This is a genomic window from Aminobacter sp. BE322, from assembly GCF_050433525.1.
Classification (GTDB): domain Bacteria; phylum Pseudomonadota; class Alphaproteobacteria; order Rhizobiales; family Rhizobiaceae; genus Aminobacter.
The window spans coordinates 108,904-134,132 of sequence record NZ_JBNPXB010000014.1; the positions used below are offsets into that span (position 1 = coordinate 108,904).

Annotated in this window: 29 protein-coding genes; 15 read left to right on the top strand and 14 right to left on the bottom strand. The window is 63.4% G+C overall.

Annotated features, from left to right (window positions below):
- Nucleotides 1-25: 25 nt before the first annotated feature.
- The 3 genes from rsmG to mnmE form a co-directional block, all read right to left on the bottom strand.
- Entirely contained in the window at nt 26-658 is a 633-nt protein-coding gene (rsmG, locus tag J2X50_RS18645) for a 16S rRNA (guanine(527)-N(7))-methyltransferase RsmG (protein WP_429097253.1), read from the bottom strand.
- The gene (gene mnmG, locus J2X50_RS18650; protein ID WP_429097255.1) at nt 655-2,526 is read right to left on the bottom strand and encodes a tRNA uridine-5-carboxymethylaminomethyl(34) synthesis enzyme MnmG; all 1,872 of its coding nucleotides are present in this window, start codon (nt 2,524-2,526) and stop codon (nt 655-657) included. Before mnmG ends, rsmG begins: the two co-directional genes overlap by 4 nt.
- Before the next feature lie 168 nt (nt 2,527-2,694).
- Nucleotides 2,695-4,020, bottom strand: coding sequence for a tRNA uridine-5-carboxymethylaminomethyl(34) synthesis GTPase MnmE (gene mnmE / locus J2X50_RS18655; RefSeq protein WP_429097256.1), 1,326 nt, complete (start codon nt 4,018-4,020; stop codon nt 2,695-2,697).
- 66 nt (nt 4,021-4,086) lie between these two features.
- Between mnmE and J2X50_RS18660 the strand changes: the two genes are divergently transcribed.
- Entirely contained in the window at nt 4,087-6,105 is a 2,019-nt protein-coding gene (locus tag J2X50_RS18660; RefSeq protein ID WP_429097258.1) for a thioredoxin domain-containing protein, read from the top strand.
- A gap of 4 nt (nt 6,106-6,109) precedes the next feature.
- Here J2X50_RS18660 and rho read toward each other — a convergent pair whose 3' ends face one another.
- From rho to hemE, 3 genes are all read right to left on the bottom strand, one after another.
- Nucleotides 6,110-7,375, bottom strand: coding sequence for a transcription termination factor Rho (gene rho, locus J2X50_RS18665; protein WP_018430513.1), 1,266 nt, complete (start codon nt 7,373-7,375; stop codon nt 6,110-6,112).
- A 165-nt stretch (nt 7,376-7,540) separates the two neighbouring features.
- Entirely contained in the window at nt 7,541-8,074 is a 534-nt protein-coding gene (gene hemJ, locus J2X50_RS18670) for a protoporphyrinogen oxidase HemJ (protein ID WP_429097260.1), read from the bottom strand.
- Nucleotides 8,071-9,105 carry a uroporphyrinogen decarboxylase gene (gene hemE, locus J2X50_RS18675; protein ID WP_429097262.1) on the bottom strand — a complete coding sequence of 345 codons (1,035 nt, stop codon included), beginning with the start codon at nt 9,103-9,105 and terminating at the stop codon, nt 8,071-8,073. The genes hemJ and hemE overlap by 4 nt, the downstream gene beginning before the upstream one ends.
- 400 nt (nt 9,106-9,505) lie before the next feature.
- Between hemE and J2X50_RS18680 the strand changes: the two genes are divergently transcribed.
- The 5 genes from J2X50_RS18680 to dnaQ all read left to right on the top strand — a co-directional run bounded on the left by J2X50_RS18680 (nt 9,506) and on the right by dnaQ (nt 13,181).
- On the top strand, nt 9,506-10,327 hold the full coding sequence (locus tag J2X50_RS18680) for a pyruvate, water dikinase regulatory protein (RefSeq protein ID WP_429097264.1): 822 nt from the start codon (nt 9,506-9,508) through the stop codon (nt 10,325-10,327).
- A gap of 51 nt (nt 10,328-10,378) precedes the next feature.
- Nucleotides 10,379-10,978 carry a Maf-like protein gene (locus J2X50_RS18685; protein WP_429097265.1) on the top strand — a complete coding sequence of 200 codons (600 nt, stop codon included), beginning with the start codon at nt 10,379-10,381 and terminating at the stop codon, nt 10,976-10,978.
- The gene (locus J2X50_RS18690) at nt 10,971-11,807 is read left to right on the top strand and encodes a shikimate dehydrogenase (protein ID WP_429097267.1); all 837 of its coding nucleotides are present in this window, start codon (nt 10,971-10,973) and stop codon (nt 11,805-11,807) included. Before J2X50_RS18685 ends, J2X50_RS18690 begins: the two co-directional genes overlap by 8 nt.
- Nucleotides 11,804-12,394 carry a dephospho-CoA kinase gene (coaE, locus tag J2X50_RS18695; protein ID WP_429097269.1) on the top strand — a complete coding sequence of 197 codons (591 nt, stop codon included), beginning with the start codon at nt 11,804-11,806 and terminating at the stop codon, nt 12,392-12,394. The genes J2X50_RS18690 and coaE overlap by 4 nt, the downstream gene beginning before the upstream one ends.
- Nucleotides 12,395-12,464: 70 nt before the next feature.
- A complete protein-coding gene (dnaQ, locus tag J2X50_RS18700; protein WP_429097270.1) occupies nt 12,465-13,181 on the top strand; it encodes a DNA polymerase III subunit epsilon in 717 nt (238 codons plus the stop codon).
- Nucleotides 13,182-13,298: 117 nt separating this feature from the next.
- On the opposite strand, the gene secB is transcribed toward dnaQ, so the two are convergent.
- Together secB and J2X50_RS18710 are read right to left on the bottom strand one after the other, a co-directional pair.
- Complete coding sequence (gene secB / locus J2X50_RS18705; RefSeq protein ID WP_340038562.1) at nt 13,299-13,790, bottom strand: protein-export chaperone SecB; 492 nt, start codon at nt 13,788-13,790, stop codon at nt 13,299-13,301.
- 96 nt (nt 13,791-13,886) lie between these two features.
- Nucleotides 13,887-14,375 (bottom strand): FxsA family protein, encoded by a 489-nt coding sequence (locus J2X50_RS18710; protein WP_429097271.1) that lies wholly within the window; start codon nt 14,373-14,375, stop codon nt 13,887-13,889.
- A gap of 203 nt (nt 14,376-14,578) precedes the next feature.
- On the opposite strand from J2X50_RS18710, the gene J2X50_RS18715 reads away from it, so the two are divergent.
- From J2X50_RS18715 to J2X50_RS18730, 4 genes are read left to right on the top strand one after another with little or no spacing between them, the layout of a single operon-like run.
- A complete protein-coding gene (locus J2X50_RS18715) occupies nt 14,579-15,286 on the top strand; it encodes a Tim44/TimA family putative adaptor protein (protein ID WP_429097273.1) in 708 nt (235 codons plus the stop codon).
- Nucleotides 15,287-15,308: 22 nt separating this feature from the next.
- Nucleotides 15,309-16,415, top strand: coding sequence for a murein transglycosylase A (mltA, locus tag J2X50_RS18720; RefSeq protein ID WP_429097274.1), 1,107 nt, complete (start codon nt 15,309-15,311; stop codon nt 16,413-16,415).
- Nucleotides 16,412-16,954: a Smr/MutS family protein gene (locus tag J2X50_RS18725; RefSeq protein WP_429097276.1), complete on the top strand. Its 543-nt coding sequence runs from the start codon at nt 16,412-16,414 to the stop codon at nt 16,952-16,954. Before mltA ends, J2X50_RS18725 begins: the two co-directional genes overlap by 4 nt.
- Nucleotides 16,951-17,325 carry a helix-turn-helix domain-containing protein gene (locus tag J2X50_RS18730; protein ID WP_429097277.1) on the top strand — a complete coding sequence of 125 codons (375 nt, stop codon included), beginning with the start codon at nt 16,951-16,953 and terminating at the stop codon, nt 17,323-17,325. The genes J2X50_RS18725 and J2X50_RS18730 overlap by 4 nt, the downstream gene beginning before the upstream one ends.
- Here J2X50_RS18730 and J2X50_RS18735 read toward each other — a convergent pair.
- From J2X50_RS18735 to hslV, 5 genes are all read right to left on the bottom strand, one after another.
- Nucleotides 17,322-18,281, bottom strand: a complete 960-nt coding sequence (locus J2X50_RS18735; RefSeq protein WP_429097279.1) for a DUF1402 family protein — start codon at nt 18,279-18,281, stop codon at nt 17,322-17,324. The genes J2X50_RS18730 and J2X50_RS18735 overlap by 4 nt on opposite strands.
- A 174-nt stretch (nt 18,282-18,455) precedes the next feature.
- Nucleotides 18,456-19,763 carry an ATP-dependent protease ATPase subunit HslU gene (hslU, locus tag J2X50_RS18740; RefSeq protein WP_429097281.1) on the bottom strand — a complete coding sequence of 436 codons (1,308 nt, stop codon included), beginning with the start codon at nt 19,761-19,763 and terminating at the stop codon, nt 18,456-18,458.
- Nucleotides 19,764-19,766: 3 nt separating this feature from the next.
- The gene (locus J2X50_RS18745) at nt 19,767-20,363 is read right to left on the bottom strand and encodes a DUF2585 domain-containing protein (RefSeq protein ID WP_429097282.1); all 597 of its coding nucleotides are present in this window, start codon (nt 20,361-20,363) and stop codon (nt 19,767-19,769) included.
- Nucleotides 20,364-20,365: 2 nt separating this feature from the next.
- Entirely contained in the window at nt 20,366-20,884 is a 519-nt protein-coding gene (locus J2X50_RS18750; RefSeq protein WP_429097283.1) for a GNAT family N-acetyltransferase, read from the bottom strand.
- Nucleotides 20,874-21,422, bottom strand: a complete 549-nt coding sequence (gene hslV, locus J2X50_RS18755) for an ATP-dependent protease subunit HslV (protein ID WP_429097284.1) — start codon at nt 21,420-21,422, stop codon at nt 20,874-20,876. The genes J2X50_RS18750 and hslV overlap by 11 nt, the downstream gene beginning before the upstream one ends.
- 188 nt (nt 21,423-21,610) lie before the next feature.
- On the opposite strand from hslV, the gene hisB reads away from it, so the two are divergent.
- From hisB to hisA, 5 genes are read left to right on the top strand one after another with little or no spacing between them, the layout of a single operon-like run.
- Complete coding sequence (hisB, locus tag J2X50_RS18760) at nt 21,611-22,210, top strand: imidazoleglycerol-phosphate dehydratase HisB (RefSeq protein WP_429097285.1); 600 nt, start codon at nt 21,611-21,613, stop codon at nt 22,208-22,210.
- Between the two features lie 2 nt (nt 22,211-22,212).
- Complete coding sequence (locus tag J2X50_RS18765; RefSeq protein ID WP_429097286.1) at nt 22,213-22,695, top strand: DUF2628 domain-containing protein; 483 nt, start codon at nt 22,213-22,215, stop codon at nt 22,693-22,695.
- 1 nt (nt 22,696) lies between these two features.
- Nucleotides 22,697-23,347, top strand: a complete 651-nt coding sequence (gene hisH, locus J2X50_RS18770) for an imidazole glycerol phosphate synthase subunit HisH (RefSeq protein WP_347965723.1) — start codon at nt 22,697-22,699, stop codon at nt 23,345-23,347.
- On the top strand, nt 23,344-23,637 hold the full coding sequence (locus J2X50_RS18775; RefSeq protein WP_429097287.1) for a DUF1330 domain-containing protein: 294 nt from the start codon (nt 23,344-23,346) through the stop codon (nt 23,635-23,637). The genes hisH and J2X50_RS18775 overlap by 4 nt, the downstream gene beginning before the upstream one ends.
- Before the next feature lie 2 nt (nt 23,638-23,639).
- Nucleotides 23,640-24,377, top strand: coding sequence for a 1-(5-phosphoribosyl)-5-[(5-phosphoribosylamino)methylideneamino]imidazole-4-carboxamide isomerase (gene hisA / locus J2X50_RS18780; protein ID WP_429097288.1), 738 nt, complete (start codon nt 23,640-23,642; stop codon nt 24,375-24,377).
- Between the two features lie 141 nt (nt 24,378-24,518).
- Here the strand turns inward: hisA and J2X50_RS18785 are convergent, their stop codons facing one another.
- Nucleotides 24,519-25,157 (bottom strand): DUF3800 domain-containing protein, encoded by a 639-nt coding sequence (locus J2X50_RS18785; protein WP_429097295.1) that lies wholly within the window; start codon nt 25,155-25,157, stop codon nt 24,519-24,521.
- Nucleotides 25,158-25,229: the final 72 nt, after the last annotated feature.

Here is a 25,229-nt window from a genome sequence, read left to right on the forward strand (position 1 = left end):
CTATTTTCCGTCTCGGCGTCGCAATTCAGGCGCGACGCAGGTTCCGAATCTCGAGAATTACTCCCTGCGCGTCGGTCAGGCTGGGATGTTCTACCAGATCGAATCTCCAGCTGGGAGCGCTATCCTGGATTTCCTGCCGATAATCCCGGCCTTTATGAAACAGGGCCGTCGTGCCGGTCTCCAGCCAGGGTGAAGAAAGCTCCAGCAGCAGCGGCAGCGGCGCCAGGGCGCGTGCACTTAGAACTTCGGGCGCGCGAATCACTGCGTGAACATCTTCGATTCGCTTCGCATGCACCCGGGCGGGCAGCGCCAACTCGCCCACGACCGCCTGGAGAAAGCCGGCCTTCTTGCGATTGCTTTCCACCAGATCGATCGAGGCGCAAGAGCGTGCGGCGATCATCGTGCCTATGATCAGTCCGGGAAAACCGCCACCCGTGCCTATGTCCAGCCACCTCGTAGCGGCACCGCCGAGCCGAACGACTTGCACGCTGTCGAGAATATGCCGCTCCCAGACATCGTCGAGCGTCGACGGCGCGACGAGGTTTATCCGCTGCGCCCATTTGTGGAATACACGTTCGAAGGCCACAAGCCGATCGAATGTTTCACGTGAAACTGGCCCGGCGACATCCTGCAATCGGGCGTAGGCACTGTCTTTCACGCGGCACCCCTGTTTTGCGCTTCGGCATTGCGGACATGCGTCAGGATGATTGCGAGTGCTGCAGGAGTCATTCCGTCTATACGCTGCGCCTCGGCCAGCGACCGGGGCCGGCGCAGGCGCATCTTGTGCCTCAATTCGTTGGAGAGCCCGGGAACCGACTCGAAATCAAGTGCTTCGGGAATGATTCTCTCTTCTTCCTTGAGGATCAACGCTGCGTCGGCCTTCTGGCGGTCGAGATAGACCGAATATTTCGCCTCCGTTTCAAGCGCTTCGGCCGTCTTGGTGTCGAGCGACTTCAATTCAGGCTCGATCGATGCCAGATTGGCAATATCGATATTGGGGTAGGCGAGAAGTTCATACAGCGAACGCTTGATACCATCGAGATTGACTTCGATGCCGTGCCGCCGCGCTTCGTTTGGAGAGAGCGTGCGCGATTTGGCCAGGGCTCGCGCCCGCTCGATCCGCGCGACCATCTCGCCATAGCGCGCGCTACGTTCGCCGGAAGCGATCCCGAGTTCAATGGCCAGGGGCGTCAGTCGCTCATCTGCGTTGTCCGCCCGCAGCGACAGGCGGAATTCGGCGCGCGAGGTGAACATCCGATATGGCTCGCTGATGCCGCGGCTGGTCAGATCGTCGATCATCACCCCGATATAGGCCTGGGTGCGGCTGAAGATGAGCTGCTCGGCGCCTCCGGCCCTGCGCGCGGCGTTGAGGCCGGCGACCAATCCCTGCGCGCCCGCCTCTTCATATCCCGTCGTGCCGTTGATCTGGCCGGCCAGGTAGAGCCCTGCGACACGCTTGGTCTCGAGCGTCGGTTCCAATTCGCGCGGATCTACATGGTCGTATTCGATCGCATAGCCCGGCTGCAGCATCACGGCCGTTTCCAGCCCGGGGATCGACTTGAGGATGTCGAGCTGAACGTCTTCCGGGAGCGAGGTCGAGATGCCGTTCGGGTAGATCGTATCGTCGTCGAGCCCTTCTGGTTCCAGGAAGATCTGGTGCCCTTCCCTGTCACCGAACTTGACGATCTTGTCCTCGATCGACGGGCAGTAGCGTGGCCCCACGCCTTCGATCGACCCGGAATACATGGCCGAACGGCCGAGATTCTCGCGGACAATGCTATGTGTGCGGTCGGTCGTGCGGGTGATGCCGCATTCGATCTGCGGATTTGCGATCCTGTCGGTCAGCAGCGAAAAGGGCACCGGCTCGTCGTCCGCCGCCTGCTTTTCGAGCGAAGCCCAATCGATCGTCTTGCCATCGAGGCGCGGCGGCGTACCCGTCTTCAGCCTTCCAAGGGCGAAACCGGCACGCTTCAGTGTTTCCGACAGGCCGACCGAAGCCTGTTCGTTCATCCGGCCGGCAGCGAATTTACGTTCGCCGATATGGATGAGGCCACGCAGGAATGTGCCGGTGGTCAGCACGATCGCCGCGCAGTCGAGGCGACGACCGTCGGCGAGAATCACCGCCTGGACACGCGACTTTTCGATCGCGAAGTCGAAAACCTCGCCCTCGACGACGTCGAGGTTCGGCTGCGCGGCAATGGCAGCCTGCATGGCCAAGCGATAGAGCTTCCGATCGGCCTGCGTGCGCGGACCGCGGACCGCTGGACCCTTGCGCCGGTTGAGCAGCCGAAACTGGATGCCTGCTGCATCGGCCACCCGGCCCATGAGGCCGTCCATCGCGTCGATCTCGCGGACGAGATGCCCCTTTCCCAGGCCGCCGATGGCCGGATTGCAGGACATTGTGCCGATCGTGTCGCGCCGCAGGGTCACAAGCGCGGTCCTGGCGCCGGCGCGCGCCGATGCGGAAGCGGCCTCGCAGCCGGCATGCCCGCCACCGACCACGACGACGTCGTAGCTTTCGCTCATGACTCTCTCCTGAAAAGCATGGCAGGACAGATGTCCCTTACGACACTGCCTGTCAAGGGAATCGCACAGGTGGTGGTTTCACGTGAAACAACCCAGCGGCGTGGCCGTCGGGCATTTCTTCGGTGTTTCACGTGAATCACGCCGTGTCTGGCCGTTGTTTCACGTGAATCACTTGCCGATGCAAAACTGTGAAAAGATCACGTCGAGCAGGTCTTCCACATCCACCGCGCCCGAGATTTTACCTATCCGATCGCTGGCGAGCCGCAGATTTTCGGCCTTGATCTCCAGGAACCGCGAATCTGCCACCAGGGCTCCACGCAGATGGCCGGTCGCTTCCTTGAGCAGTTCTACGTGCCGCAAGCGCGACGGCAGGACTTCGCCCCGCTTGCCCACGGCCTGCCGCGCGCGCTCGCCCACCAAGTCCAGCAAGGCGTCCAGGCCCTCGCCGGTGCGCGTCGATATGACAACGTCGTAGGAGGCGAGGTTGGCCGGGCTTCCTTCGAGCTGGTCGAGTTTGGTGCCGACCGCCACGACGGGAGCTTGTCCGTGCGCCTCTGCGTTGCCGCGGGATCCCGTAAGGTCCTCGAGATAGAGAATGAGATCCGCGGACAGGGCCTTTTCCCGTGCCCTGGCAATGCCGATCGCCTCGACCTTACCTGCCGGCTCCCGCAGTCCGGCCGTGTCCGTCACGCGGATCTTCACTCCATCCAGGTCGAGCGCCGCTTCGACGAGGTCGCGCGTCGTGCCCGGCTCATCGGTGACGATCGCCGCCTCGCGCCGCAACAAGGCGTTCAGCAGGCTGGATTTGCCAGCGTTGGGAGCCCCGAGAATGACCACGTCGAAACCGTCCCTGATCATCTCCGCCCTGCCGTAACCGGCGATGTGCCGCTCGATCTCGGCGACGAGCATTTCTACGTCGTGCCATACCTCGTCGGAGACCGATCCAGGCACGTCGGCCTCGTCGGCAAAATCCATCTCGGCTTCTATCATGGCGCGCGCGTGGATCAGACGCTGCCGCCAAGATCGGTAGAGCTCGCTCTGGGCGCCGCCGGCGTTGAGAACAGCAAACTGCCGCTGCGCTTCCGTTTCCGAGTTGATCAGGTCCGCGAGCGCCTCTGCCGCGAGCAGGTCCATCCTGCCGTTGAGAAATGCCCGCCTGGTGAACTCGCCTGCCTCCGCATGCCTGAATCCGGCAAGGCTGCCGATCGCGGCCAGCAGCGCCGAAACCACCGCCTTCCCGCCATGAACATGGAATTCGCCGCAGTCCTCGCCGGTGAAACTGTTGGGGCCTGGAAAGAAAAGCGTGAGCCCGTGGTCGATCGGCTCGCCGCCGCCACCGCGCAAGGGACCATAGTGCGCTCGCCTTGGATTCGGGACTTTCCCGGCAATCGTTTCGAGGGCGAATCGAACATGCGGCCCGGAGATGCGCACGATCGCCACTCCGGACGGAAGATGTCCGCTCGACAAGGCGACGATCGAATCGGTGAATTGCATTTGCTCGCCCTATGGAAGCGCCCTAGGTTTGAAGTCTCTTAGCATCTGTTTTGGAGCAAGCCGACCATGCTTCCCGCCAAGAACCTGCTGCGCGACGAAGGTAGCCCCTATCTGCGCCAGCATGCCGAAAACCCGGTGCATTGGAGGCCCTGGTCGAAGGATGCGCTGGCAGAGGCCGTCCGCCTGGACCGTCCCATTCTGCTCTCTGTCGGATATGCCGCGTGTCACTGGTGCCACGTCATGGCCCATGAGAGCTTCGAGAACGAGCAGGTCGCCGAGGTAATGAACCGGCTGTTCGTCAATATCAAGGTAGACCGCGAGGAACGTCCCGATATCGACCAGATCTACATGGCCGGACTTGCCAGCATGGGCGAACAAGGCGGCTGGCCGCTCACCATGTTTCTCACCCCCGACGCCAAGCCATTCTGGGGCGGCACCTATTTTCCGCGCGAACCACGTTATGGGCGCCCCGGTTTCGTCCAGGTGCTCAATGCGGTGGACGCCGCCTGGCGTGGCAAGCGGGCGAACATCCTCCAGAGCGCCCAGGAGCTCAGCCAGCATGTGGGGCAGAAGCTGGGTGGCAGCGCGACTCCGACCGAACTCACGGCAGAGGCGGTTCGAGCCTTGGCCTCCGGCATTTCCGGCCTCATCGACCGGGAACTGGGCGGTTTGCGCGGAGCGCCGAAATTCCCCAATGCACCGTTCATGCAGACGCTCTGGCTTTCCTGGCTGAAGTCGGGAAACGAGAAGCATCGCGACGACGTGCTCGAAAGCCTGGAGCACATGCTTCGCGGAGGGATCTATGACCATATCGGCGGCGGATTGGCGAGGTACTCCACCGATGCCGAATGGCTGGTGCCGCATTTCGAGAAGATGCTGTACGACAATGCCCAGCTCGTCAGGCTGCTCAACTGGGCCTATGCGGCATCTGCGGACGAACAGTTTCGGATACGAATCGAACAGACCATTGCCTGGATGCTGCGCGAGATGCAGTTGCCGACGGGACCATTCGCGTCGAGTCTCGATGCGGACAGCGAGGGCGAAGAAGGTCGTTTCTACACCTGGACGAGCGCCCAGATCGAAGCCGCGTTGGGAGACGATTCTCCCTTATTTTTCAAACACTTCTCGCTGAAGAAACCGGCAGCCTGGGAAGGCGATCCCGTCATTTGCCAGACACATGCACAAGCAGATCTGGCCTTGGCCGGTAGCGAAACCGTTCGAGCATATCTGGAGCGACTATTGGAATCGCGCGAACAGCGCGTGCGCCCCGGGCGCGACGACAAGGCACTGACGGACTGGAACGGCCTGGCGATCGCCGCTCTCGCCGAAGCCGGGCGCTCGCTCGACCGCAGGGAGTGGATTTCCGCCGCTGCCGGCGCCTTCGAGGCGATCCTTGCAGCGGTCGACAAGGATGGGCGCCTTCCACACTCCAGCCTCGGAGACAGGCGGCTCTATCCGGCTCTATCCAGTGACCATGCAGCCATGATCAACGCCGCGGTCTCGCTTTTCGAAGCGACGCGGGACAGCGCCTACATCGATCGAGCCCGCCAATTCCTCGCGCAACTCGACCGCTGGCACCTCGATGCCACAGGCACCGGCTACTACCTCACCGCCTCGGACAGCGCCGATGTTCCACTGCGCATACGCGGCGACGTCGACGAAGCGATCCCATCCGCATCGAGCCAGATCATCGAAGCCATGTCGCGACTGGCATCCGCAACGGGGGACCTTGACCTGGAACGCCGAGCCTGGGAGGTCGGCGCCCACGCCACCGGGCGTATCCAGGGACAGCAATATGGCCAGGCCGGCATCGTCAATGCCTGCGCCCTGCTGGTCGAACCCAGGAAGCTGATAATCGTCGAGGATCCAACCGCGCCGAAGCTTGTTACGGTGGCGAATCGAAGCCCCGACCCCCGGCGGGTGGACATATTTCTCGCACTGGGGGAGCAGGCGGCCCACGCCACGCTGCCGGGAGACGAACTGCCGGACATGAAAAAGGCCGGCGCCTATCTCTGCGCCGGCCTCACTTGCCTTCCTGTCATCAGCGATCCCGCAGCGCTCGAAGCAGCGCTGCGTCGGCGCTGACGGCTCAGGTATTCATCGAATCGAAGAAGTCGGCGTTGGTCTTGGTCTGCTTCAGCTTGTCGATGAGGAATTCGATCGCGTCGGTCGTACCCATCGGCGCGAGGATGCGGCGCAGAACGAAGATCTTCTGCAGGTCCTGGCGCTGGACGAGCAGGTCTTCCTTGCGGGTGCCGGACTTGAGGATGTCCATCGCCGGGTAGATGCGCTTGTCGGCAACCTTGCGGTCGAGCACGATTTCCGAGTTGCCGGTGCCCTTGAACTCTTCGAAGATGACTTCATCCATGCGGCTGCCGGTATCGATCAGCGCGGTGGCGATGATGGTCAGCGAACCACCCTCTTCGATGTTGCGGGCCGCACCGAAGAAGCGCTTCGGCCGCTGCAACGCATTGGCGTCGACACCGCCGGTCAGAACCTTGCCGGATGACGGCACGACCGTATTGTAGGCGCGGCCGAGACGGGTGATCGAATCGAGCAGAATGACCACGTCGCGGCCGTGTTCGACCAGGCGCTTGGCCTTCTCGATGACCATTTCTGCAACCTGGACGTGGCGAACGGCAGGTTCGTCGAAGGTCGACGACACCACTTCGCCCTTCACCGAGCGCTGCATGTCGGTCACTTCTTCAGGACGCTCGTCGATCAGAAGCACGATCAGATAGCATTCGGGATGGTTGGTGGTGATCGAGTGCGCGATGTTCTGCAGCAGCACGGTCTTGCCGGTGCGCGGCTGCGCCACGATCAGGGCGCGCTGGCCCTTGCCGAGCGGCGCCACCAGGTCGATGACGCGGGGCGAGATGTCCTTGGTCGTCGGATTCTCGACTTCCATCTTCAGCCGCGACGTCGGGTAGAGCGGCGTCAGGTTGTCGAAGTGGATCTTGTGACGGATCTTCTCGGGATCGTCGAAATTGATGGTATTGACCTTGAGCAGCGCGAAATAGCGCTCGCCTTCCTTCGGACTGCGGATCGGGCCTTCCACCGTGTCGCCGGTCTTCAGCGAGAAACGGCGGATCTGCGAGGGCGAGATGTAGATGTCGTCCGGTCCCGGCAGGTAGTTGGCGTTGGCCGAGCGCAGGAAGCCGAAACCGTCCTGCAGCACTTCCACCACGCCGTCGCCGATGATCTCGATGTCCTGCGCGGCAAGCTTCTTCAGGATGGCGAACATCAGCTCCTGCTTGCGCATGACGCTGGCGTTCTCGACCTCGAGCGATTCGGCAAACGCGATCAGATCGGTCGGCTTCTTGTTCTTGAAATCCTGGAGTTTCATTTCCTGCATGAACGGACTCTGGGTGAGCGTGGGGAGAATCTATCGGCTTATCGCGATAAGCGCCGGGCGCGGCCAGAGAGCGGGTGAGGACGGCGCATGGCTGGAAGGAAGAACAGCTTTGTATCCCTCCCCGGCCGAAAGAGCAAGGCGCGGTCCGATGATTTTGGAAGCGATCTAGAACGGCTTGACGACCACCAGGATCACGATCGCGATCATCAGCACCGTGGGAATCTCGTTGACGATGCGCCAGTGCCGCGACGGCTTCTCGTTGCGGTCTTCTGCGAAGCGGCGCACCGACGCCGACAGGTAGCCATGCACGCCCGACATCAGGAGAACGGCGGCGATCTTTGCGTGCAGCCATCCGCCGGAGAAGCCGAACCCCTTCCAGGCGAGCCACAGGCCGAAAACCCAGGTCATGGTCATGGCAGGGTTGATGATGCCGCGCAGCAGGCGGCGTTCCATCACCTTGAAGGTCTCGGACTGCACCGAGCCCCTTTCGGCCTCCGCGTGATAGACGAACAGCCGCGGCAGGTAGAGCATCCCGGCCATCCACGAGATGACGGCGATGATGTGGATCGCCTTGGCCCAGAGATAGAAACCTTCGGGCGCCGCAAAAAACAGCACTGCCGTCAGCGCGACGAGGACCACGATGGCAATGACCGCACGCTTGGCAGCATATCCGCCACTCGATTGTACGTTGGTACTCATCGCCGACCTGCCCTTCTCACCTGCTCGACCATCGCCTCGACATGCGCAACCGGCGTCTCCGGCGTGATGCCGTGGCCGAGATTGAAGATCAGCGGTCCCGAGCCCAGCGCATCCAGGATCGCGTCGACGCCTCGTTCCAGGGCCTTGCCACCGGCCACGAGGCGAAGCGGATCGAGGTTACCCTGCACCGCGCCACCCGCCTGAAGCGCCTTCGCCTGCGACAGCGGAACCGTCCAGTCTAGACCAAGACCGATAACGCCGGTCCGTTCGCGATAGCTGGAGAGTTGCGCGCCGGCACCCTTGGGGAAGCCGATGATCGGCACATCGGGATGCACCGCCTTCACCTTGCGCACGATCTCGGCCACCGGCTTGACGCAGCACATGTCGAAGGTCGCTTCGTCGAGCACGCCCGACCAGGAATCGAAAATCTGCACCACGTCGGCACCCGCCTCGATCTGGCGAATGAGGTAGGAGGCCGAATGATCCGCAAGGATCGACAGCAGCTTCGCCATCGCCTCCGGTTCGCGATAGGCGAACAGCCGCGCCGGTGCCTGGTCCGGGGTTCCATGACCGGCGATCATGTAGGTGGCGACGGTCCAAGGAGCGCCGCAGAAGCCGATCAGGGTGGTCTTGTCCGGCAATTCCCGCCGCAGCCGCCGCACGGTCTCGTAGACCGGTTCGAGATTCACGTGAAACTTTTCGCCGTCGAGCGCGGCAACTTCATTCGCCGTGATCGGCGTCATCAGCGGTCCCCGCCCCTCTTCGAAGCGGAGGTCGCGACCGAGCGCGTGGGGAACGACGAGGATGTCGGAGAACAGGATCGAAGCGTCGAAGTCGAAGCGCCTGATCGGCTGCAGCGTCACCTCGACGGCGAAATCCGGATTGTAGCAAAGGTCGAGGAAGCTCCCCGCCTTTTTCCGTGTCTCCCGGTACTCGGGGAGATAGCGTCCGGCCTGCCGCATCATCCAGAGCGGAGGAACGTCGAGGCTTTCGCCTTTGAGGACCTCGAGAAGGGCGCGTTTCACGGGCATTGAGCCTCGCTTTCCTGGAGCCATCTATAAACAAAAATTCTTAGAGAAAGAGTCTTCTGATTCTTAGACTCTGTTGGAATCGTGGATTGGCACCTGTTCATAGGCGGCTTCCGTTTTCCACCTGTCATAGTGACGCGCAAGCGTTTTGGCCATTGGGGAAAACTCCGTGGCCGCTTTCGATTCAATGATCTGAATCAAAGTCCTAGCGGCCCGGCTAAGGGATCCTGATTCTGTGGGCGGCCAGGGATGATCAAACAATCCCCACAATACTCCCCGCCGCCGCGGCGAAACTGACAGCGGACCGAATTGTGGACAAATTGGCATCTGATACAGTCGCGCCGACCGCATCGGGCCGAGCCGGCCCTTTATCCACATTTGACCACAGACCCGGGCGCCCGCTGTGAACAAACCGCAAAGCTTCTTCCATCTGCACCTGATTTCCGACGCCACCGGCGAAACGTTGCTGGCCGCCGGCCGCGCGGCTTCGGCGCAATATAAGGACGCCCGCGCCATCGAGCACATCTATCCGCTGATCCGGACCGAAAAGCAGCTGATGAAGGTGTTCGACGACATCGACGAAGAGCCGGGCATCGTTCTGTACACGGTGGTCGACCAGCATCTGGCCGGCATCATCGACAGCCGCTGTGCGACGATGGGTCTGCCCTGCGTGTCGGTGCTCGAACCGGTGCTGACCGTGTTCCAGTCCTATCTGGGGGCGCCGGCGGGCCGCAGGGTTGGCGCCCAGCATGTGCTCGACGCCGAATATTTCCGCCGCATCGACGCTCTGAACTTCACCATGGAGCACGACGACGGGCAACTGCCGGACGAGATCGATCAGGCGGATGTCGTGCTGATCGGCATTTCCCGGACGTCAAAGACGCCGACCAGCATCTATCTGGCCAATCGCGGCATCAAGACGGCCAACATCCCCATCGTGCTTGGTGTGCCGGTGCCCGAAAGCCTCGTCACCGCCAGGGTGCCGCTGATCGTCGGGCTGGTGGCGACGGCCGAACGCATCTCGCATGTCCGTCAGAACCGGATCCTCGGCTCGACCATGGCGTTCGACGCCCAGGAATATATCGACAGGGCCTCGATCACCGAGGAACTCGCCTATGCGCGGCAGATATGCACCCGGCACAACTGGCCGATGATCGACGTCAGCCGCCGTTCGATCGAGGAGACGGCCGCGGCGATCGTTGCCCTGCGCAACAAGAGCCGCTAGGAGCGAAGACCTGGCGGCGCCGATCGCCGCGCCACGAGACAGGCAAGGCCCGTGACCGAAAAACTCATCCTGGCGTCCGGAAGCCCATTCCGGAAGAAGCTACTCGAACATGCCGGCATTGGCGTCGAGGCAATCCCCGCGGATCTCGACGAACGCGCGCTGGAAGCCCCTTTGGCCGACAGCGGCGCATCTCCGGAGGATGTGGCATTGGTGCTTGCCGAAGCCAAGGCGACGGCCGTCAGCGAGAAGCATCCCGGCAGGCTGGTGCTCGGCTGCGACCAGACGCTGTCGCTCGGCGACGAGGTGTTCCACAAGCCGTCCGACATGGAAGGCGCCCGCCGCCACCTGCTCAAGCTGTCCGGCCAGACGCACCATCTCAACAGCGCCGTCGTGCTCGTCCGCGACGGCGAGACGCTGTGGCGGCATGTCGGCATCGCTTCGCTGACCATGCGCAAGCTCGATCCCGCCTTCATCGGCCGCCACCTCGCCCGCGTCGGCGACAAGGCCCTGTCGAGCGTCGGCGCCTACCAGATCGAGGGCGAAGGCATCCAGCTCTTCGACAAGGTCGAAGGCGACTATTTCACCATCGTCGGACTGCCGCTTTTGCCGGTGCTGGAGAAACTGAGGGAACTGGGCGCTATCGATGGCTGAACTGAAGGCATTCGTCTGCGGTCATCCGATCGCCCATTCGCGCTCGCCGATGATCCACGGCCACTGGCTGAAAAGCCATCGCATCGACGGCTCCTATACGGCCGTGGACGTCGCGCCGGAGGATTTTTCGGCCTTCCTCGATGGCCTGGCCGGCGCCGGGTTCCGGGGCGGAAACGTCACCATCCCGCACAAGGAAGCAGCGTTCGCCGGTGTGCAGCGCCGCGACGAGGCGGCCGAGCAGATCGGTGCGGTGAATACGCTCTGGTTCGAGGACGGCATTCTCTGGGGTGGCAATACCGACGCCTATGGTTTCGCCGCCAATCTCGATCAGTTCGCGCCGGGCTGGGCGACTGGAGGCGTTGCGGTGGTTCTCGGCGCCGGAGGCGCCTCGCGGGCGATCATCCACGCGCTGAAGCAGCGTGGCTTCGGGGATATCCGCATCGTCAACCGCACAGTCGCGCGTGCCGAAGAGCTCGCCGGCCAGTTCGGACCGGGCGTGACCGCTCACCCCCAGGCCGCGACCGGCGAGTTGCTCGGCGACGCCTCGCTCCTGGTCAACACCACGGCGCTCGGCATGCACGGCAACGAGGGCCTGCCGGCCGATCCCGCGGGTTTGCCGGACCATGCGATTGTCACCGACATCGTCTATGTGCCGCTCGAGACGCCGCTGCTCGCTGCGGCCAGGGCGCGAGGTCTGAGGACGGTGGACGGTCTCGGCATGCTGCTGCACCAGGCGGTACCGGGCTTCGAGCGCTGGTTCGGGCGCCGGCCGGAGGTTACGGCAGAATTGCGCAACCAGATCGTCGCCGACCTGGACGCCAGGAAATGATCGTTCTGGGGCTCACGGGGTCCATCGGCATGGGCAAGTCGACCACGGCGAAGATGTTCGCCGAGGCAGGCGTGCCGGTGCACGATTCCGACGAGGCGGTGCACCGGCTCTACGCCGGCGAGGCAGCGCCCCTGATCGAGGCGGCCTTTCCCGGCACGGCCAAGAACGGGATCGTCGACCGGGTCGAACTGTCCCGCCATGTGCTGGGCAACGCCGCGGCGCTGAAGAAGGTCGAGGCCATCGTCCATCCGCTGGTGCGGGCCGACGCCAACGCATTTCTCGAGCGGAGCCGGGCAGCAGGTGCCGCCATCGCCGTGCTCGACATCCCGCTTCTGTTCGAAACCGGCGGCCGTGGCCGCGTCGACAAGGTCGTGGTGGTGACGGCCCCTGCCGACGTGCAGCGCGAGCGCGTGCTCGCCCGCCCCGGCATGACGGCGGAGAAGTTCGAGGCGATCCTGGCCAAGCAGGTTCCCGACGCAGAAAAGCGCAAGCTGGCCGACTACGTTGTCGATACGGGCCAGGGCCTCGAGCCGGCACGTGCCGCCGTCCGGGCGATCATCGACGATTTGACGGTGGGAAAGCACTAGGCCGGCGAATGGCCGCACTTGTCCGCCTGCCGGGCGGCAGGGCATGCTCGCGGGCAAGGAGAATCACCACTTGCGCGAGATCATTTTCGATACTGAAACCACCGGCCTCGACAATCGCGAGGATCGCGTCATCGAGATTGGCGGCGTCGAGCTGATCAACCGCTTCCCGACCGGGCGGACGTTCCACCAGTACATCAATCCGCAGGGGCGCTCGGTGCACCCCGAGGCACAGGAAGTGCACGGCATCAGCAATGCCGATCTCGAGGGCAAGCCGACCTTTCCCGAGATCCTGGACGACTTTCTGGAATTCATCGACGGCGCCAAGCTGGTGGCGCACAACGCGAACTTCGACATGGGATTCATCAATGCCGAGTTCGCGCGGCTGAGCGTTCCCGCCGTCGATCCGGGCCTGGTGGTCGACACGCTGGCGCTCGCCCGCCGCAAGCACCCGATGGGACCGAATTCGCTCGATGCGCTCTGCCGTCGCTACGGCATCGACAACAGCCGCCGCACCAAGCACGGCGCACTGCTCGACTCCGAACTCCTGGCTGAAGTCTACATCGAGCTGATCGGCGGCAAGCAGGCAGCACTTGTGCTCGACAGCGCGGCCGGTACGGCCGCCAACGGGCGCAGTTCCATCGATGTCGAGATCGTCATATCGGCGCGACCCGAGCCGCTGCCCCCGCGGCTGAGCGAAGCCGAGATCGCTGCCCATGAAAAGCTGGTCGGCCAGCTCGGCGAAAAGGCGATCTGGAGCAAGCTCACCCAACAAGCGCCGTCCGCGTGACGCGGCCAGCATGAGTGCCGGCTGCCCAGGCACCAAAAGCGTTCCAACAATCCTCGAAACGAAAAAGCCCGGCGCGAGGCCGGGCTCTGAGCGATATGCAAAGGGTCGCCGAGGGGCTTAGCTCGCCTTGACCTTCGAGGCAGCCTTTTCCTCGGCGATCTTCTGCTGGAACATCTGCGCGAAATCGATCGGATCGAGCATCAGCGGCGGGAAGCCGCCGTTGCGGGTCGCGTCCGCGATGATCTGGCGGGCGAACGGGAACAGCAGGCGCGGGCACTCGATGAAGAGCAGCGGCAGCATGTGCTCCTGCGGGAAACCGTCGATGCGGAAGACGCCGCCGTACACCAGCTCGACGTTGAACAGGACGTCGTTGTCGAAGGCGGCCTTGGCGTTGAGCGTCAGGTTCACGTCGAACTGCTTGTCCGTCATCGGATTGGCGTTGACGTTGACGTTGATGTTGATGCCGGGGGCCTTGTCGCGGCCGCGCAGCGAGTTCGGCGCGCCGGGGCTCTCGAAGGAGAAGTCCTTCACATATTGCGCCAGGACGTTGAGCGTCGGCTGCGAGTTCCCGTTGCCGTTGGCGCCTTCAGGCGCATCGTTGGTGGCCATAAGCCTGTTTCCTCTTGGCTTGGCCGCGGCGCGGCCCGTATTGGAATCGCGCGTTGGCTAGCACGCTCGGCATGGCAAGACAAGGTTTTGCCGGCGTCAGTCCCTGTCGCCGCGTTCGTCGCCGATGGGGCGCCAAGGCGAATTCGGGTTCGGTTGGCGGGAGAAATCGCTTTCGTCGAGGTCGATGGTCTTGCCGGAGGTCGGGCCACCGCGGCGGGCGAAACCGCTGAAGTCCGTCGCGAAATGCACGCGCTTGCTCAGGAAGCGCCAGGCGAGCTCGCGCACCGGCGGCAGAAACAGCAGGATGCCGACGATGTCGGTGATGAAGCCGGGGATCAGCAGCAGGATGCCGGCGAGCACGATCATCGCGCCATTGGCGAGCTCCTTGCTGGGATCCCGGCCGGCGTCGAGTTCGTTGCGGATGCGGGTCATGACCCCGAAACCCTGTACGCGCAGCAGCACCGAGCCCACGACGGCGCTGAGCAGCACCAGGCCGATGGTCGGAAACACGCCGATTTCGCTGCCCACGACCACGAAACCGGCGATCTCCAGCAGCGGCAGGGCGAGGATCAGTAGGGGCAGCATGGATTGGTCCGGTTCGAGTTCAGGTCGCAGCGACATGCGGTCACACGCAAATCGCATACATCTCTAGATAGGACGCTGCGCCTTTGATTTGAATGATCGGCGCATGCGTTCTATATGCAAGGGCTAAGGGGTGCTCGCAGGGCACCAGCGAATGGCAGATAGTCCGGCTCAGGCCGCGAACAAGGGACGGATCGGCGGAAGATATGGAATTCTTCGATTTCGGCACGATTTTCTTTCTGATCGCGGCGGTTGTGATCTTTTTCCAGCTCCGCAACGTGCTCGGACGCCGAACCGGCAACGAACGTCCGCCGTTCGACCCCTATACCGCCGCTCGCAACCGTCCCCAGGACGCCAACGGCAAGTCGGAGAACGTCGTTTCGCTGCCGCGCAAGCGCGCCGCCGGCGAAACCGGCGACGAGGCCTATGCCGCGATCGACGCCTTCGCCCAGCCGGGTACGGACCTCAACAAGGGTCTGCGCGCGATCAAGGACGCGGATGCTTCCTTCGAACCCAAGGGTTTCGTCGACGGTGCCAAGATGGCCTACGAGATGATCGTCATGGCCTATGCGGATGGCGACCGGAAGACGCTGAAGAACCTGCTGTCGCGCGAAGTCTTCGACGGCTTCGTCGCCGCCATCAGCGATCGCGAGGGCCGCTCGGAGAAGATCCAGTCGTCCTTCGTCGGCATCGACAAGGCCGACATCGTTTCGGCCGAGATGAAGGGCTCGGAGGCCCATGTCACGTTGCGGATCGTCAGCGAGCTGATCTCGGCGACGCGCGACAAGGCCGGCACCGTCATCGACGGCGACCCGGAAACCGTGGCCGAGGTCAAGGACGTTTGGACCTTCGCCCGCGACACGCGTTCGCGCGACCCGAACTGGAAGCTCGTCGCGACCGAGGAAGAAGATTGATCAGGTAGGGCGGACGACGCCTGTGCCGCTCGCCCCCGCATTCCAGCCGATCAGCTTCGCCGACCTGCCCGGCTGGCTCGCCGACGACCATTTGGGTGCCTTCGAGGCTTTCCGCCACTCGGCCTTCCATGTCCTCGCCAAACCCTATCGCACCGGCGCGCTCGGCGTGGAATTTGGTGCTTTCGGCGAAGCCTATGCCGAGGCGCGCGAACGCCCCTGCCATGACGGGGCTGCCGCCCGCACGTTCTTCGAACGGCATTTCCAGCCAGCCTTCGTCGCGCCGGCCGGTCGATCCGCCGGCCTGGTCACCGGCTTCTACGAACCCGAGGTGGACGCCTCCCCCATCCGGACCGAACATTTCACAGCACCCTTGCTCGGGCGGCCGGCCGACCTGGTCGACGTCGACGAGGCCAACCGGCCGACAGGCATGGATCCGTACCTCGCCCTTGCCCGGCAGACCCCTGACGGTCTGGTCGAGTATTTCGACCGCGAGGCGATCGAGCGCGGCGCCCTGCGCGGCCGCGGGCTTGAGATCGCCTGGCTGGCCGATCCCGTCGACGCGTTTTTCGTCCACGTCCAGGGCGCGGCGCGACTTAGGATGCCCGACGGCACGTTGCGGCGGGTCACCTACGCTGCCAAATCCGGGCAGCGTTTCACCGGACCCGGCGGGATACTGGCGGAGATCGGCGAAATACCGCTGGCCGAGGTCACCATGCAGTCGATCCGCGCGTGGTTCAAAGCCAACCCGCATCGGATCGACGATATTCTCTGGCGCAACCGCTCCTACATCTTCTTCAAGGACGCGCCCGTCGACGATGTTTCGCTTGGGCCCATAGCCGCCGCGAAAGTGCCGCTGACCCCGGGGCGGTCGGTAGCGGTCGACCGCATGCTGCACACATTCGGCACGCCTTTCTTCATCTCGTCGCCGGCGCTGACGGCATTTGGCGGCAAGCCGTTCGCCCGGCTCATGGTTGCGCAGGACACCGGTTCGGCCATCACCGGTCCGGCACGCGGCGATCTGTTCGCAGGCTCGGGCGACGCGGCCGGCGAGATCGCGGGTGTCGTGCGCAACGACGCGGACTTCTTTGCGCTCCTGCCCAGGCCCCTGCTGGCTGGACGCTCGTCATGAGCGGGCGCGAGCGCAAGCTTACCGATGAGGAGCGGGTGCTGTGGACCGTCGTCGCCCGGACGGCGATGCCGCTCAAGGGCCGGGAGGCGGTCGAAATACCGGAATCAACGGCGCCGGCAGCCGCCACGCCGGACGCAGGCCCGGCTCAGGCCACGCCAACCATGTCTCCGCACCCGTCGGTCCCGCCGAAGCGCCAGCACGTCTCGCACCACCTTGACGATCCGACGCTGGACAAGCTTTCCAAGGGCCGTCTCCGGATCGAAGGCAGGGTCGACCTGCACGGGATGACCCAGGAGGAAGCCTATTCGCTGCTCTACATGTTCCTGTCGCGCGCCCATGCCGGCGGCCTCCGCTACGTGCTGGTCATCACCGGCAAGGGCACGTCCAAGGGCGGCGACGGCGTCTTGAAGCGCATGGTGCCTGCCTGGCTGGCCACTGCGCCGTTCCGCCTGCTGGTCGGCAGCCACGACCACGCCGCCCGCCACCACGGCGGCTCGGGGGCGATCTACGTCCGGCTGCGTCGGAGGACGGGCCATTGACCCCGCTCGGTCAGCGCATCCGCGAACTCCGGCGCGAGCGCGGCGTCAGCCAGAAGGACATGGCGGCGGCCATCGGCGTCAGCGCGGCCTATTTGTCGGCACTGGAGCACGGCCACCGGGGTGTGCCGAGCTGGCCGATGATCCAGAAGATCATTGGCTACTTCAACGTCATCTGGGATGACGCGGAGGAACTCCAGAAGCTTGCGGAGGGGTCACGGCCGCGCGTCGTGGTCGACACCTCTGGCCTCTCGCCGGCGGCCACCGAACTCGCCAATCTGCTGGCAACTGCGGTCGGCGAGTTAAGCGAAACCGAGCTCCTTGCGCTCGGCGACCAGCTTCGCGAAGCCCTAAAACGGCGGAAAAGCAGCTAAAACAGCGCCTTGAGCTCGGCGAGCCGGTCGTTGACCAGCCAGCCGTAGTAATTCTCCTCGGGCACTTTTTCCGGCTCGCCGGCGGCGCTGCGGCGCTCGTTCTCGGCCTTCAGCGCATAGGCCCGCGCTTCCGGATTGCCGACATTGTAGAGCGTGGCCGTCAGCCCTGGATTGCCTGAGATGTCGAAGCCGGCGATGCGCCTGTAGGCGTCGATCGAGGTTTTCAGCGTCGCCGCCACATAAGGAAGCGTCAGGTCCGGGTCCATGATCGTCTTGTAGACGGCATTGGGGTCGCTGGCGTCCAGCTTCGGAAGGCCTGAGACCTTGTTTACCTCGTCGCTCATCTGCAGCGCGGTCAGCGGATTGAGCTGCCCGATGCCGAAGGTCTGGCCGGCATAGAAGGGCTGGAAGAAGGTGGCGCTGAACCGGTCGTCGGGAAAGCTGGTGCCGTCCACCGTCTTGCCGCGGAAGGATTGTTCCCACACCGCCTCGCGACACGACCACAGAGCGTAGCTGCCCGATTTGGCGCCGCATTCCGAAAATTGCGGCCGCTTGACGAAATCGGCGATGTCCTCGCCGTCGTAGCTGAACTGCAGCTTGCTCGACAGATAGGAAACCGCCTTGACGTAGTAGGTCTGCAGGCGGTCGTAGGCATCGACATTGTAGGTGTGCTCGCCGACGATCGCGCCGACGATGTGCATCGGGTCGATGCCGTAGTCGCGAGCCACCGACTTGATCTTGCCGCGCAGTTTGCCGTCGTTCTGGAGCAGCGCATAGACCTTGCGGTACTTGGCCTCGAAGCTCGTGTTCCCCGCCTTGGTGCGCCTTGTCGATGCTCCGGGCACCTGCGGTTGCTCGACATTGACGTTGCCCGAAGCGACCACGGTCGCTGCCGAGGCGTATCCCGCGCTCAGCACCGAAACTGCAATGAATGCCGAAATGTAAGCCTTTTTCATGCGCCGCCGCTTGCCCATGGTCGTGCCGGGCAAAATAGAAAAAGCGCCCCGTCGAGTCGAGAGCGCCGCCCACCTCGTCCGACGAAAGGTGGCCGAGTGTTGCATTCGGCCACGTTCCGGTTTGCCGGCCCGCCGCTCGCGAACCTTCGCGCCGGAAACTCCGGCGCGGGCCTGTTAAAGGATGAAACGCGACAAATCTGTGTTCCTGGACAGGTCGCCGACGTGTTTTTCGACATAGGCCGCGTCGATCTTGACGGTAGAGCCGTTGCGGTCCGGTGCGTCGTAGGAGATTTCGTCCAGAACGCGCTCCATCACCGTCTGCAGCCGCCGCGCGCCGATATTCTCGACGGTGGCGTTCAGGTCGACGGCGATGCCGGCCAGCGCATCGATGGCGTCGTCGGTGAATTCGAGGTTGACGCCCTCGGTCGCCATCAGTGCGGTGTACTGCTTGATGAGGCTTGCTTCCGTCTCGGTCAGGATGCGGCGGAAGTCGTCTTTCTCGAGTGCCCTGAGTTCCACCCGGATCGGCAGGCGGCCCTGCAGCTCAGGCAGGAGGTCCGACGGTTTCGAGATGTGGAAGGCGCCCGAGGCGATGAACAGGATGTGGTCGGTCTTGATCTGCCCGTATTTGGTCGCAACAGTTGTGCCTTCGACCAGCGGCAGCAGGTCCCGCTGCACGCCTTCGCGCGAAGGTCCGCCCTGGACGTCGCCGCGGGCGATCTTGTCGATCTCGTCGAGGAAGACGATGCCATCGTTCTCCGTCACTTCCAGCGCCCGGCGCACCACCTCGTCCTGGTCGAGCAGCTTGTCGGATTCGTCCTGGATCAGGAGTGCGTAGGAATCCTTGATGGTCGTCTTGCGCGTCTTGGTCCGCTGGCCGCCCATCGCCTTCGACAGCATGTCGTTGATGTTGAGCACGCCGACATTGCCGCCCGGCATGCCGGGAATGTCGAAGCTCGGCATGCCGCCGGTACCGGTATCGGCCACCTGGACCTCGATCTCCTTGTCGTCGAGTTCGCCGTCGCGCAGTTTTTTCCGGAACGAGTCGCGGGTGGCCGGGCTCGCGGTCTTGCCGACCAGTGCCTCGAGCACGCGCTCCTCGGCATTGACATGGGCGCGGGCCTTGACGTCCTCACGCATCTTCTCGCGCACCAGCCCGATGGCGACCTCGACCAGGTCGCGCACGATCTGCTCGACGTCGCGGCCGACATAGCCGACCTCGGTGAACTTTGTGGCCTCGACCTTGACGAAGGGCGCGCCCGCCAGCCTGGCGAGGCGGCGCGAGATCTCGGTCTTGCCGACGCCCGTCGGCCCGATCATCAGGATGTTCTTCGGCATCACCTCTTCGCGCATCTGGCCTTCGAGCTGCTGCCGGCGCCAGCGGTTGCGCAGCGCGATCGCCACGGCGCGCTTGGCGTCCTTCTGGCCGATGATGAAGCGGTCGAGTTCGGAAACGATCTCGCGGGGGGAGAAGTTACTCATGGGTCACACAATTCCTGCTTGCCACTGCCTGATGGAGTCGAACGGATGCAGCAGCATGATGACGTTGAGCGTCAGATTGTCTCGGATGACGTAGCCGACGCCGATTTCGAACATGAGAGCGAGGGCCACGATGCTCCATATAGGAAGCCGTGCGGCCATCACAAAGCCCAGCACCATGGCCAGCGTATCGGACACGGAGTTGATGACGCTGTCGCCGTAATAGTCGAGGGAAATGGTCCCCTCGCGGTAGCGGTTGATGATGAAGTCGCTGTTCTCCACCAGCTCCCACGACACCTCGATGCCGATCGCGATCGCCAGCCGCAGGCCGAGCGGGCTGTTGGGTATCAGCCACTTCAGAGCCGCGTAGAACAGGAAGCCGTGGATGACGTGCGAGAAGGTGTACCAGTCGGAAATGTGCTGCGAGTTCTCCGAACTCTGCACCACTCCGTGCCACAGCTTGACGTACCCGCATTTGCAGATCGCCGGGTGGCCCATCCAGTAGAGCGCCAGGCCTTGTCCCGCGATCATCAGGGCCGCGGCGAGCAGCCACCAGCCCAGTCTTTCGCGCTCCGCTTGAGCGACGTCCCCCCTCACGGCCATGCCTAAAGCTCCTCCTCCTCGGCATCGAGCGCCATCAGCAGCGCCTCGCCGGTCGCGGTCTTGAAACGGCGGACCGGCTGGAAACCGACCTTTTCATAGACCCTGATGGCGGCCGCGTTTGCCGTGTCCGGATCGATGATGACACGCGGCGCCCCTTCCTCGAACAGCATCTCCACGAACGCGCTGACCAGCCTGGTGCCGTGCCCCTTGCCGATCAGATCCGGTTCGCCGATGAACTGGTCGATGCCGAGCGTGCCGGACGGCTGGTCCTCGAACGGGTTCTCGCCGTCCTCGAGATACGGATCGTAGCTCTGGATGTAGCCGATGGGCTTTCCGTCGAGTTCGATGATGAAGGGCTCGACGGCAATGCTGTCGATTGCCTCCGCGATGCCTTTCAACTCCGCTTCCTTGTCGCCCCACCATTGCGCGACATGCGGCGCTGCCAGCCATCTGGCGAGCAGCGGCATGTCTTTCATATCGAGGGGCCGGAAGCTGTAGGACACGTCTGCCTTATTCGGCATCGAGCGTCTCAACCACGAAGCTGTGGTTGGTGTAGACGCAGATATCGGCGGCGATCTGCATCGCCTTGCGGGCGATCTCCTCGGCGTCCTTGTCGGTGTCCATCAGCGCACGCGCCGCGGCCAGCGCATAATTGCCGCCCGAGCCGATGGCCATCACGCCGTGTTCGGGTTCCAGCACGTCGCCGGTGCCGGTCAGCGCCAGCGATACGTTCTTGTCGGCCACCAGCATCATCGCCTCGAGGCGGCGGAGGTAGCGGTCGGTGCGCCAGTCCTTGGCGAGCTCGACGCAGGCCCGCGTCAGCTGGTCGGGATATTGCTCGAGCTTGGCTTCGAGCCTTTCGAGCAGCGTGAATGCATCCGCCGTGGCGCCGGCGAACCCGGCGATCACATTGCCCTTGCCGAGGCGGCGGACCTTGCGGGCGTTGCCTTTCATGATCGTCTGGCCGAGGCTCACCTGGCCGTCGCCGGCGATGACCACCTTGTTGCCCTTGCGCACGGTCACGATGGTCGTGGCGTGCATGCTCTGTTCGTTGGACATGTGGTTCTCCGATGGCGCGCTGCCCCTTTCAGGCGGCGAGCGCGTTACGAGTGGAAGTTCGGCCTTATGTATGCCGCCGGGCAAGGATTGCAAATCGGCCGGGGCGGGAACGAAATGCACTTTCCTGCAATTGGCAACCGGCCGATCATGCTGTTAGAAGGCTCACGTTCCAAGGACAAGGATCAGCCATGGCCCCCCGTTCCGCCGAAGTCAGCCGCAAGACCAAGGAAACCGAGATTTCCGTCTCGGTCCATGTCGACGGCACCGGCCGCTCGGAAATGGCAACCGGCGTCGGCTTCTTCGACCACATGCTCGACCAGCTGTCGCGGCATTCGCTGATCGACATGAAGGTCTCGGCCAAGGGCGACCTGCACATCGACGACCACCACACCGTCGAGGATTGCGGCATTGCGCTCGGCCAGGCGCTGTCCAAGGCACTCGGCGACCGCCGCGGCATCATGCGCTACGCCTCGATCGACCTTGCCATGGACGAGACGCTGACGCGCGCGGCGATCGACGTGTCGGGCCGGCCCTTCCTGGTCTGGAACGTCAATTTCTCGTCGCCCAAGATCGGCAGCTTCGACACCGAGCTGGTGCGCGAGTTCTTCCAGGCGCTCGCCCAGAATGCCGGCATCACCCTGCACGTCACCAACCATTACGGCGCCAACAACCACCACATCGCCGAAACCTGCTTCAAGGCCGTGGCGCGCGCGCTGCGCATGGCCCTCGAAAGCGATCCGCGCCAGCCTGACGCAGTACCCTCGACCAAGGGCAGCCTGAAGGGATAGCCATGGCCATCCATGTCGTCATGGAGCCGCCTGCCTCGGCAGCAAAAAACGCTTCGGAAAGTGCCGTCTTCGTCCGTGACGGCGTCTATTTCTTCGGCTTCGTCGCGCCGATCCTGTGGATGCTCTGGCACAGGCTGTGGCTCGAGGCCGTGGTGACCTTCGCCGTGGGTCTGGTGTTGGCCGCGGCGAGCGAGTGGGCCGGCCTGACCATTGCAGCCCCCCTGCTGCCGCTGCTGATTTCACTCTATGTCGGGCTCGAGGGCGGCGCCCTGCGGATCGCCGCGCTGCGCCGTGCCGGCTGGAGCCAGTGGGGCGTGCTCGAAGCCGACTCGGCCGACGACGCCGAGATGCGCTATCTGTTTGCCGCTGGAACGCTTGAGGACGAACCTGTGCCGGCCACTGTCGCCATCTCCCCTGCCGTTGCGCCGCGCTCGCCGACCACTGGCGCGGCGCTTGGCCTCCTGAACTATCCGGGAAGAAACTGACATGCGTGTCGCCATCATCGACTACGGTTCGGGCAACCTCCGCTCGGCAACCAAGGCCTTCGAACGCGCCGCCCGCGAGGCCGGCATTTCGGCCGAGATCGACCTCACCGCGGATGCCGATCGCGTTCTGACGGCGGACCGCATCGTGCTTCCCGGCGTCGGCGCCTATGCCGACTGCGCCGCCGGCCTGCGCGCCGTCGACGGCATGTGGGAAGCGGTCGAGGAGGTCGCCATACGCAAGGCGCATCCCTTCCTCGGCATCTGCGTCGGCATGCAGCTGATGTCGGAACGTGGGCTGGAGAAGACCGTCACCGACGGCTTCGGTTGGATCGCCGGTGACGTCAAGGAGATCACGCCGTCCGACCCGACGCTCAAGATTCCGCAGATCGGCTGGAACACGATTCACGTGAAACAGGCCCATCCGGTGTTCCACGGCATCGAGACGGGACCACAGGGCCTGCATGCCTATTTCGTGCATTCCTACCATCTCGACGCGACGAACGAGAAAGAGGTGCTGGCAACCGCCGACTATGGCGGCCGCGTCACCGCCGCCGTAGCGCGCGACAATCTCGTAGGCACCCAGTTTCACCCCGAAAAGAGCCAGGCGCTTGGCCTCGGCCTCATTGCCAATTTCCTGAGGTGGAAGCCATGACGACCAAGAAGGGCTACTGGATCGCGATGGTCGAGATCACCGACCCCGCGGCCTATCCGGCCTACATCGCGAGCAACGGCGCGGCGATCAACCCCTACGGCGCCAAGCTGCTCGTGCGCGGCGGCCGCCATGACGATCCCGAAGGCCCGACCGGCAACCGCCATGTCGTGGCCGAGTTCGAGTCATACGAGCAGGCGGTCGCCTGCTGCAACTCGCCCGCATACCAGGAGGTTGTAAAGCTTCGCCACGCCGCCTCCGTCGGCAAGTTCGTCATCGTCGAAGGCGTCTGAGCATGATCCTTTTCCCCGCCATCGACCTCAAGGATGGCCAGTGCGTGCGCCTCAAGCTCGGCGACATGGACCAGGCGACCGTCTACAACACCAATCCGGGCGCCCAGGCGAAGGCCTTCGAGGACCAGGGCTTCGAGTGGCTGCACGTGGTCGACCTCAACGGCGCCTTCGCCGGCGAGAGCGTCAACGGTGCGGCCGTAGAGGCGATCCTCAAGGCGACGAAGAACCCGGTCCAGCTCGGCGGCGGCATCCGCACGCTCGCCCATATCGAGACCTGGCTGGACAAGGGCCTCGCCCGCGTCATCCTCGGCACCGTTGCAGTCCGCGACCCCGAGCTGGTCAAGGAGGCCTGCAGGAAGTTCCCCGGTAAGGTCGCCGTCGGCATCGACGCCAAGGGCGGCAAGGTCGCCGTCGAGGGTTGGGCCGAGGCCTCCAGCCTCGGCGTCGTCGAGCTGGCGAAGAAGTTCGAGGGCGCCGGCGTCGCCGCCATCATCTACACCGACATCGACCGTGACGGCGTGCTGGCCGGCATCAACTGGGATTCGACCATCGACCTCGCTGAAGCCGTGTCGATCCCGGTCATCGCCTCGGGCGGCCTCGCCTCGCTGGCCGACATCGTCCGCATGACCATGCCCGACGCGAAGAAGCTCGAAGGCGCCATTTCCGGCCGAGCGCTCTATGACGGCCGCATCGACCCGGCCCAGGCGCTCGCCATCCTTTCAAAAAGTTCAAAGGATTGAATCACTTAGGGATATCTACTATCTCTTTGAAAAGAAAAGGCTTTCCCATTGACAAGAGGAAAGAATACCAATATATTGTTGGTAAGTGGATTGGGGGTTCCCGGTCGGCGTCAGGCCTCGGAGTAATCCGGGGCCTTTCGCTTAAAGGGCATAAATCCCTCTCGACGGTCTCCCAAACTTTCGACAGTTAAAGATCTTTCGTTCGATGATTTCGAACGCTCGGTTTGGCTGCTCTGGTCGAATAATTTTCAGGCCGATCGGCCGGGCAGTCAAATCGGCAATTTGCATGCCAGTGGAATTGGTTCGCTTATCTGAGAAATGGATGTGAAAGCCCAAGAACGGGGTTCTCAGGTCATTCTCACCGCCCGTGATACGGCGAAACTCCAATTCAAGCTCGCCATCCTCTTTCGGGCCTCTTTTCTCGAAGATAAAATGGTGTGTCTTTCCGATCTCGTTCCGCTTACTGAGAAACAGGTAGGCCATCTGAAGACAGATTCTGAGCGAAATAACATACGGGTTGGTCGGGAATAGATCGGTTTTTAGCTCGTGTTTTTCGATAACAGCAGCAAATATTCTGAAACGAGTTTCAGCCAATATGTCTGAAATCTCGTCCATAAAAGCTGATCGCAATTTGATATCTGATAAGATGGCAAATGGGCCTGTTTGTTTCCTTATGTCTCGCTCATGCAAGACGATTGAATCGTGGCCAAAATACTTGAACTTCAGCTTTAGAAATCGGGGTATCGTTCTTGAGCAGTAAGAGTCCGTTTGGAAAGTCAGGGATGGGCATTCCGGCGTAGGAGGTTGCCGCCCATGGCGACGAGGATCATGGCCTGGGAGACGTCAATCCGC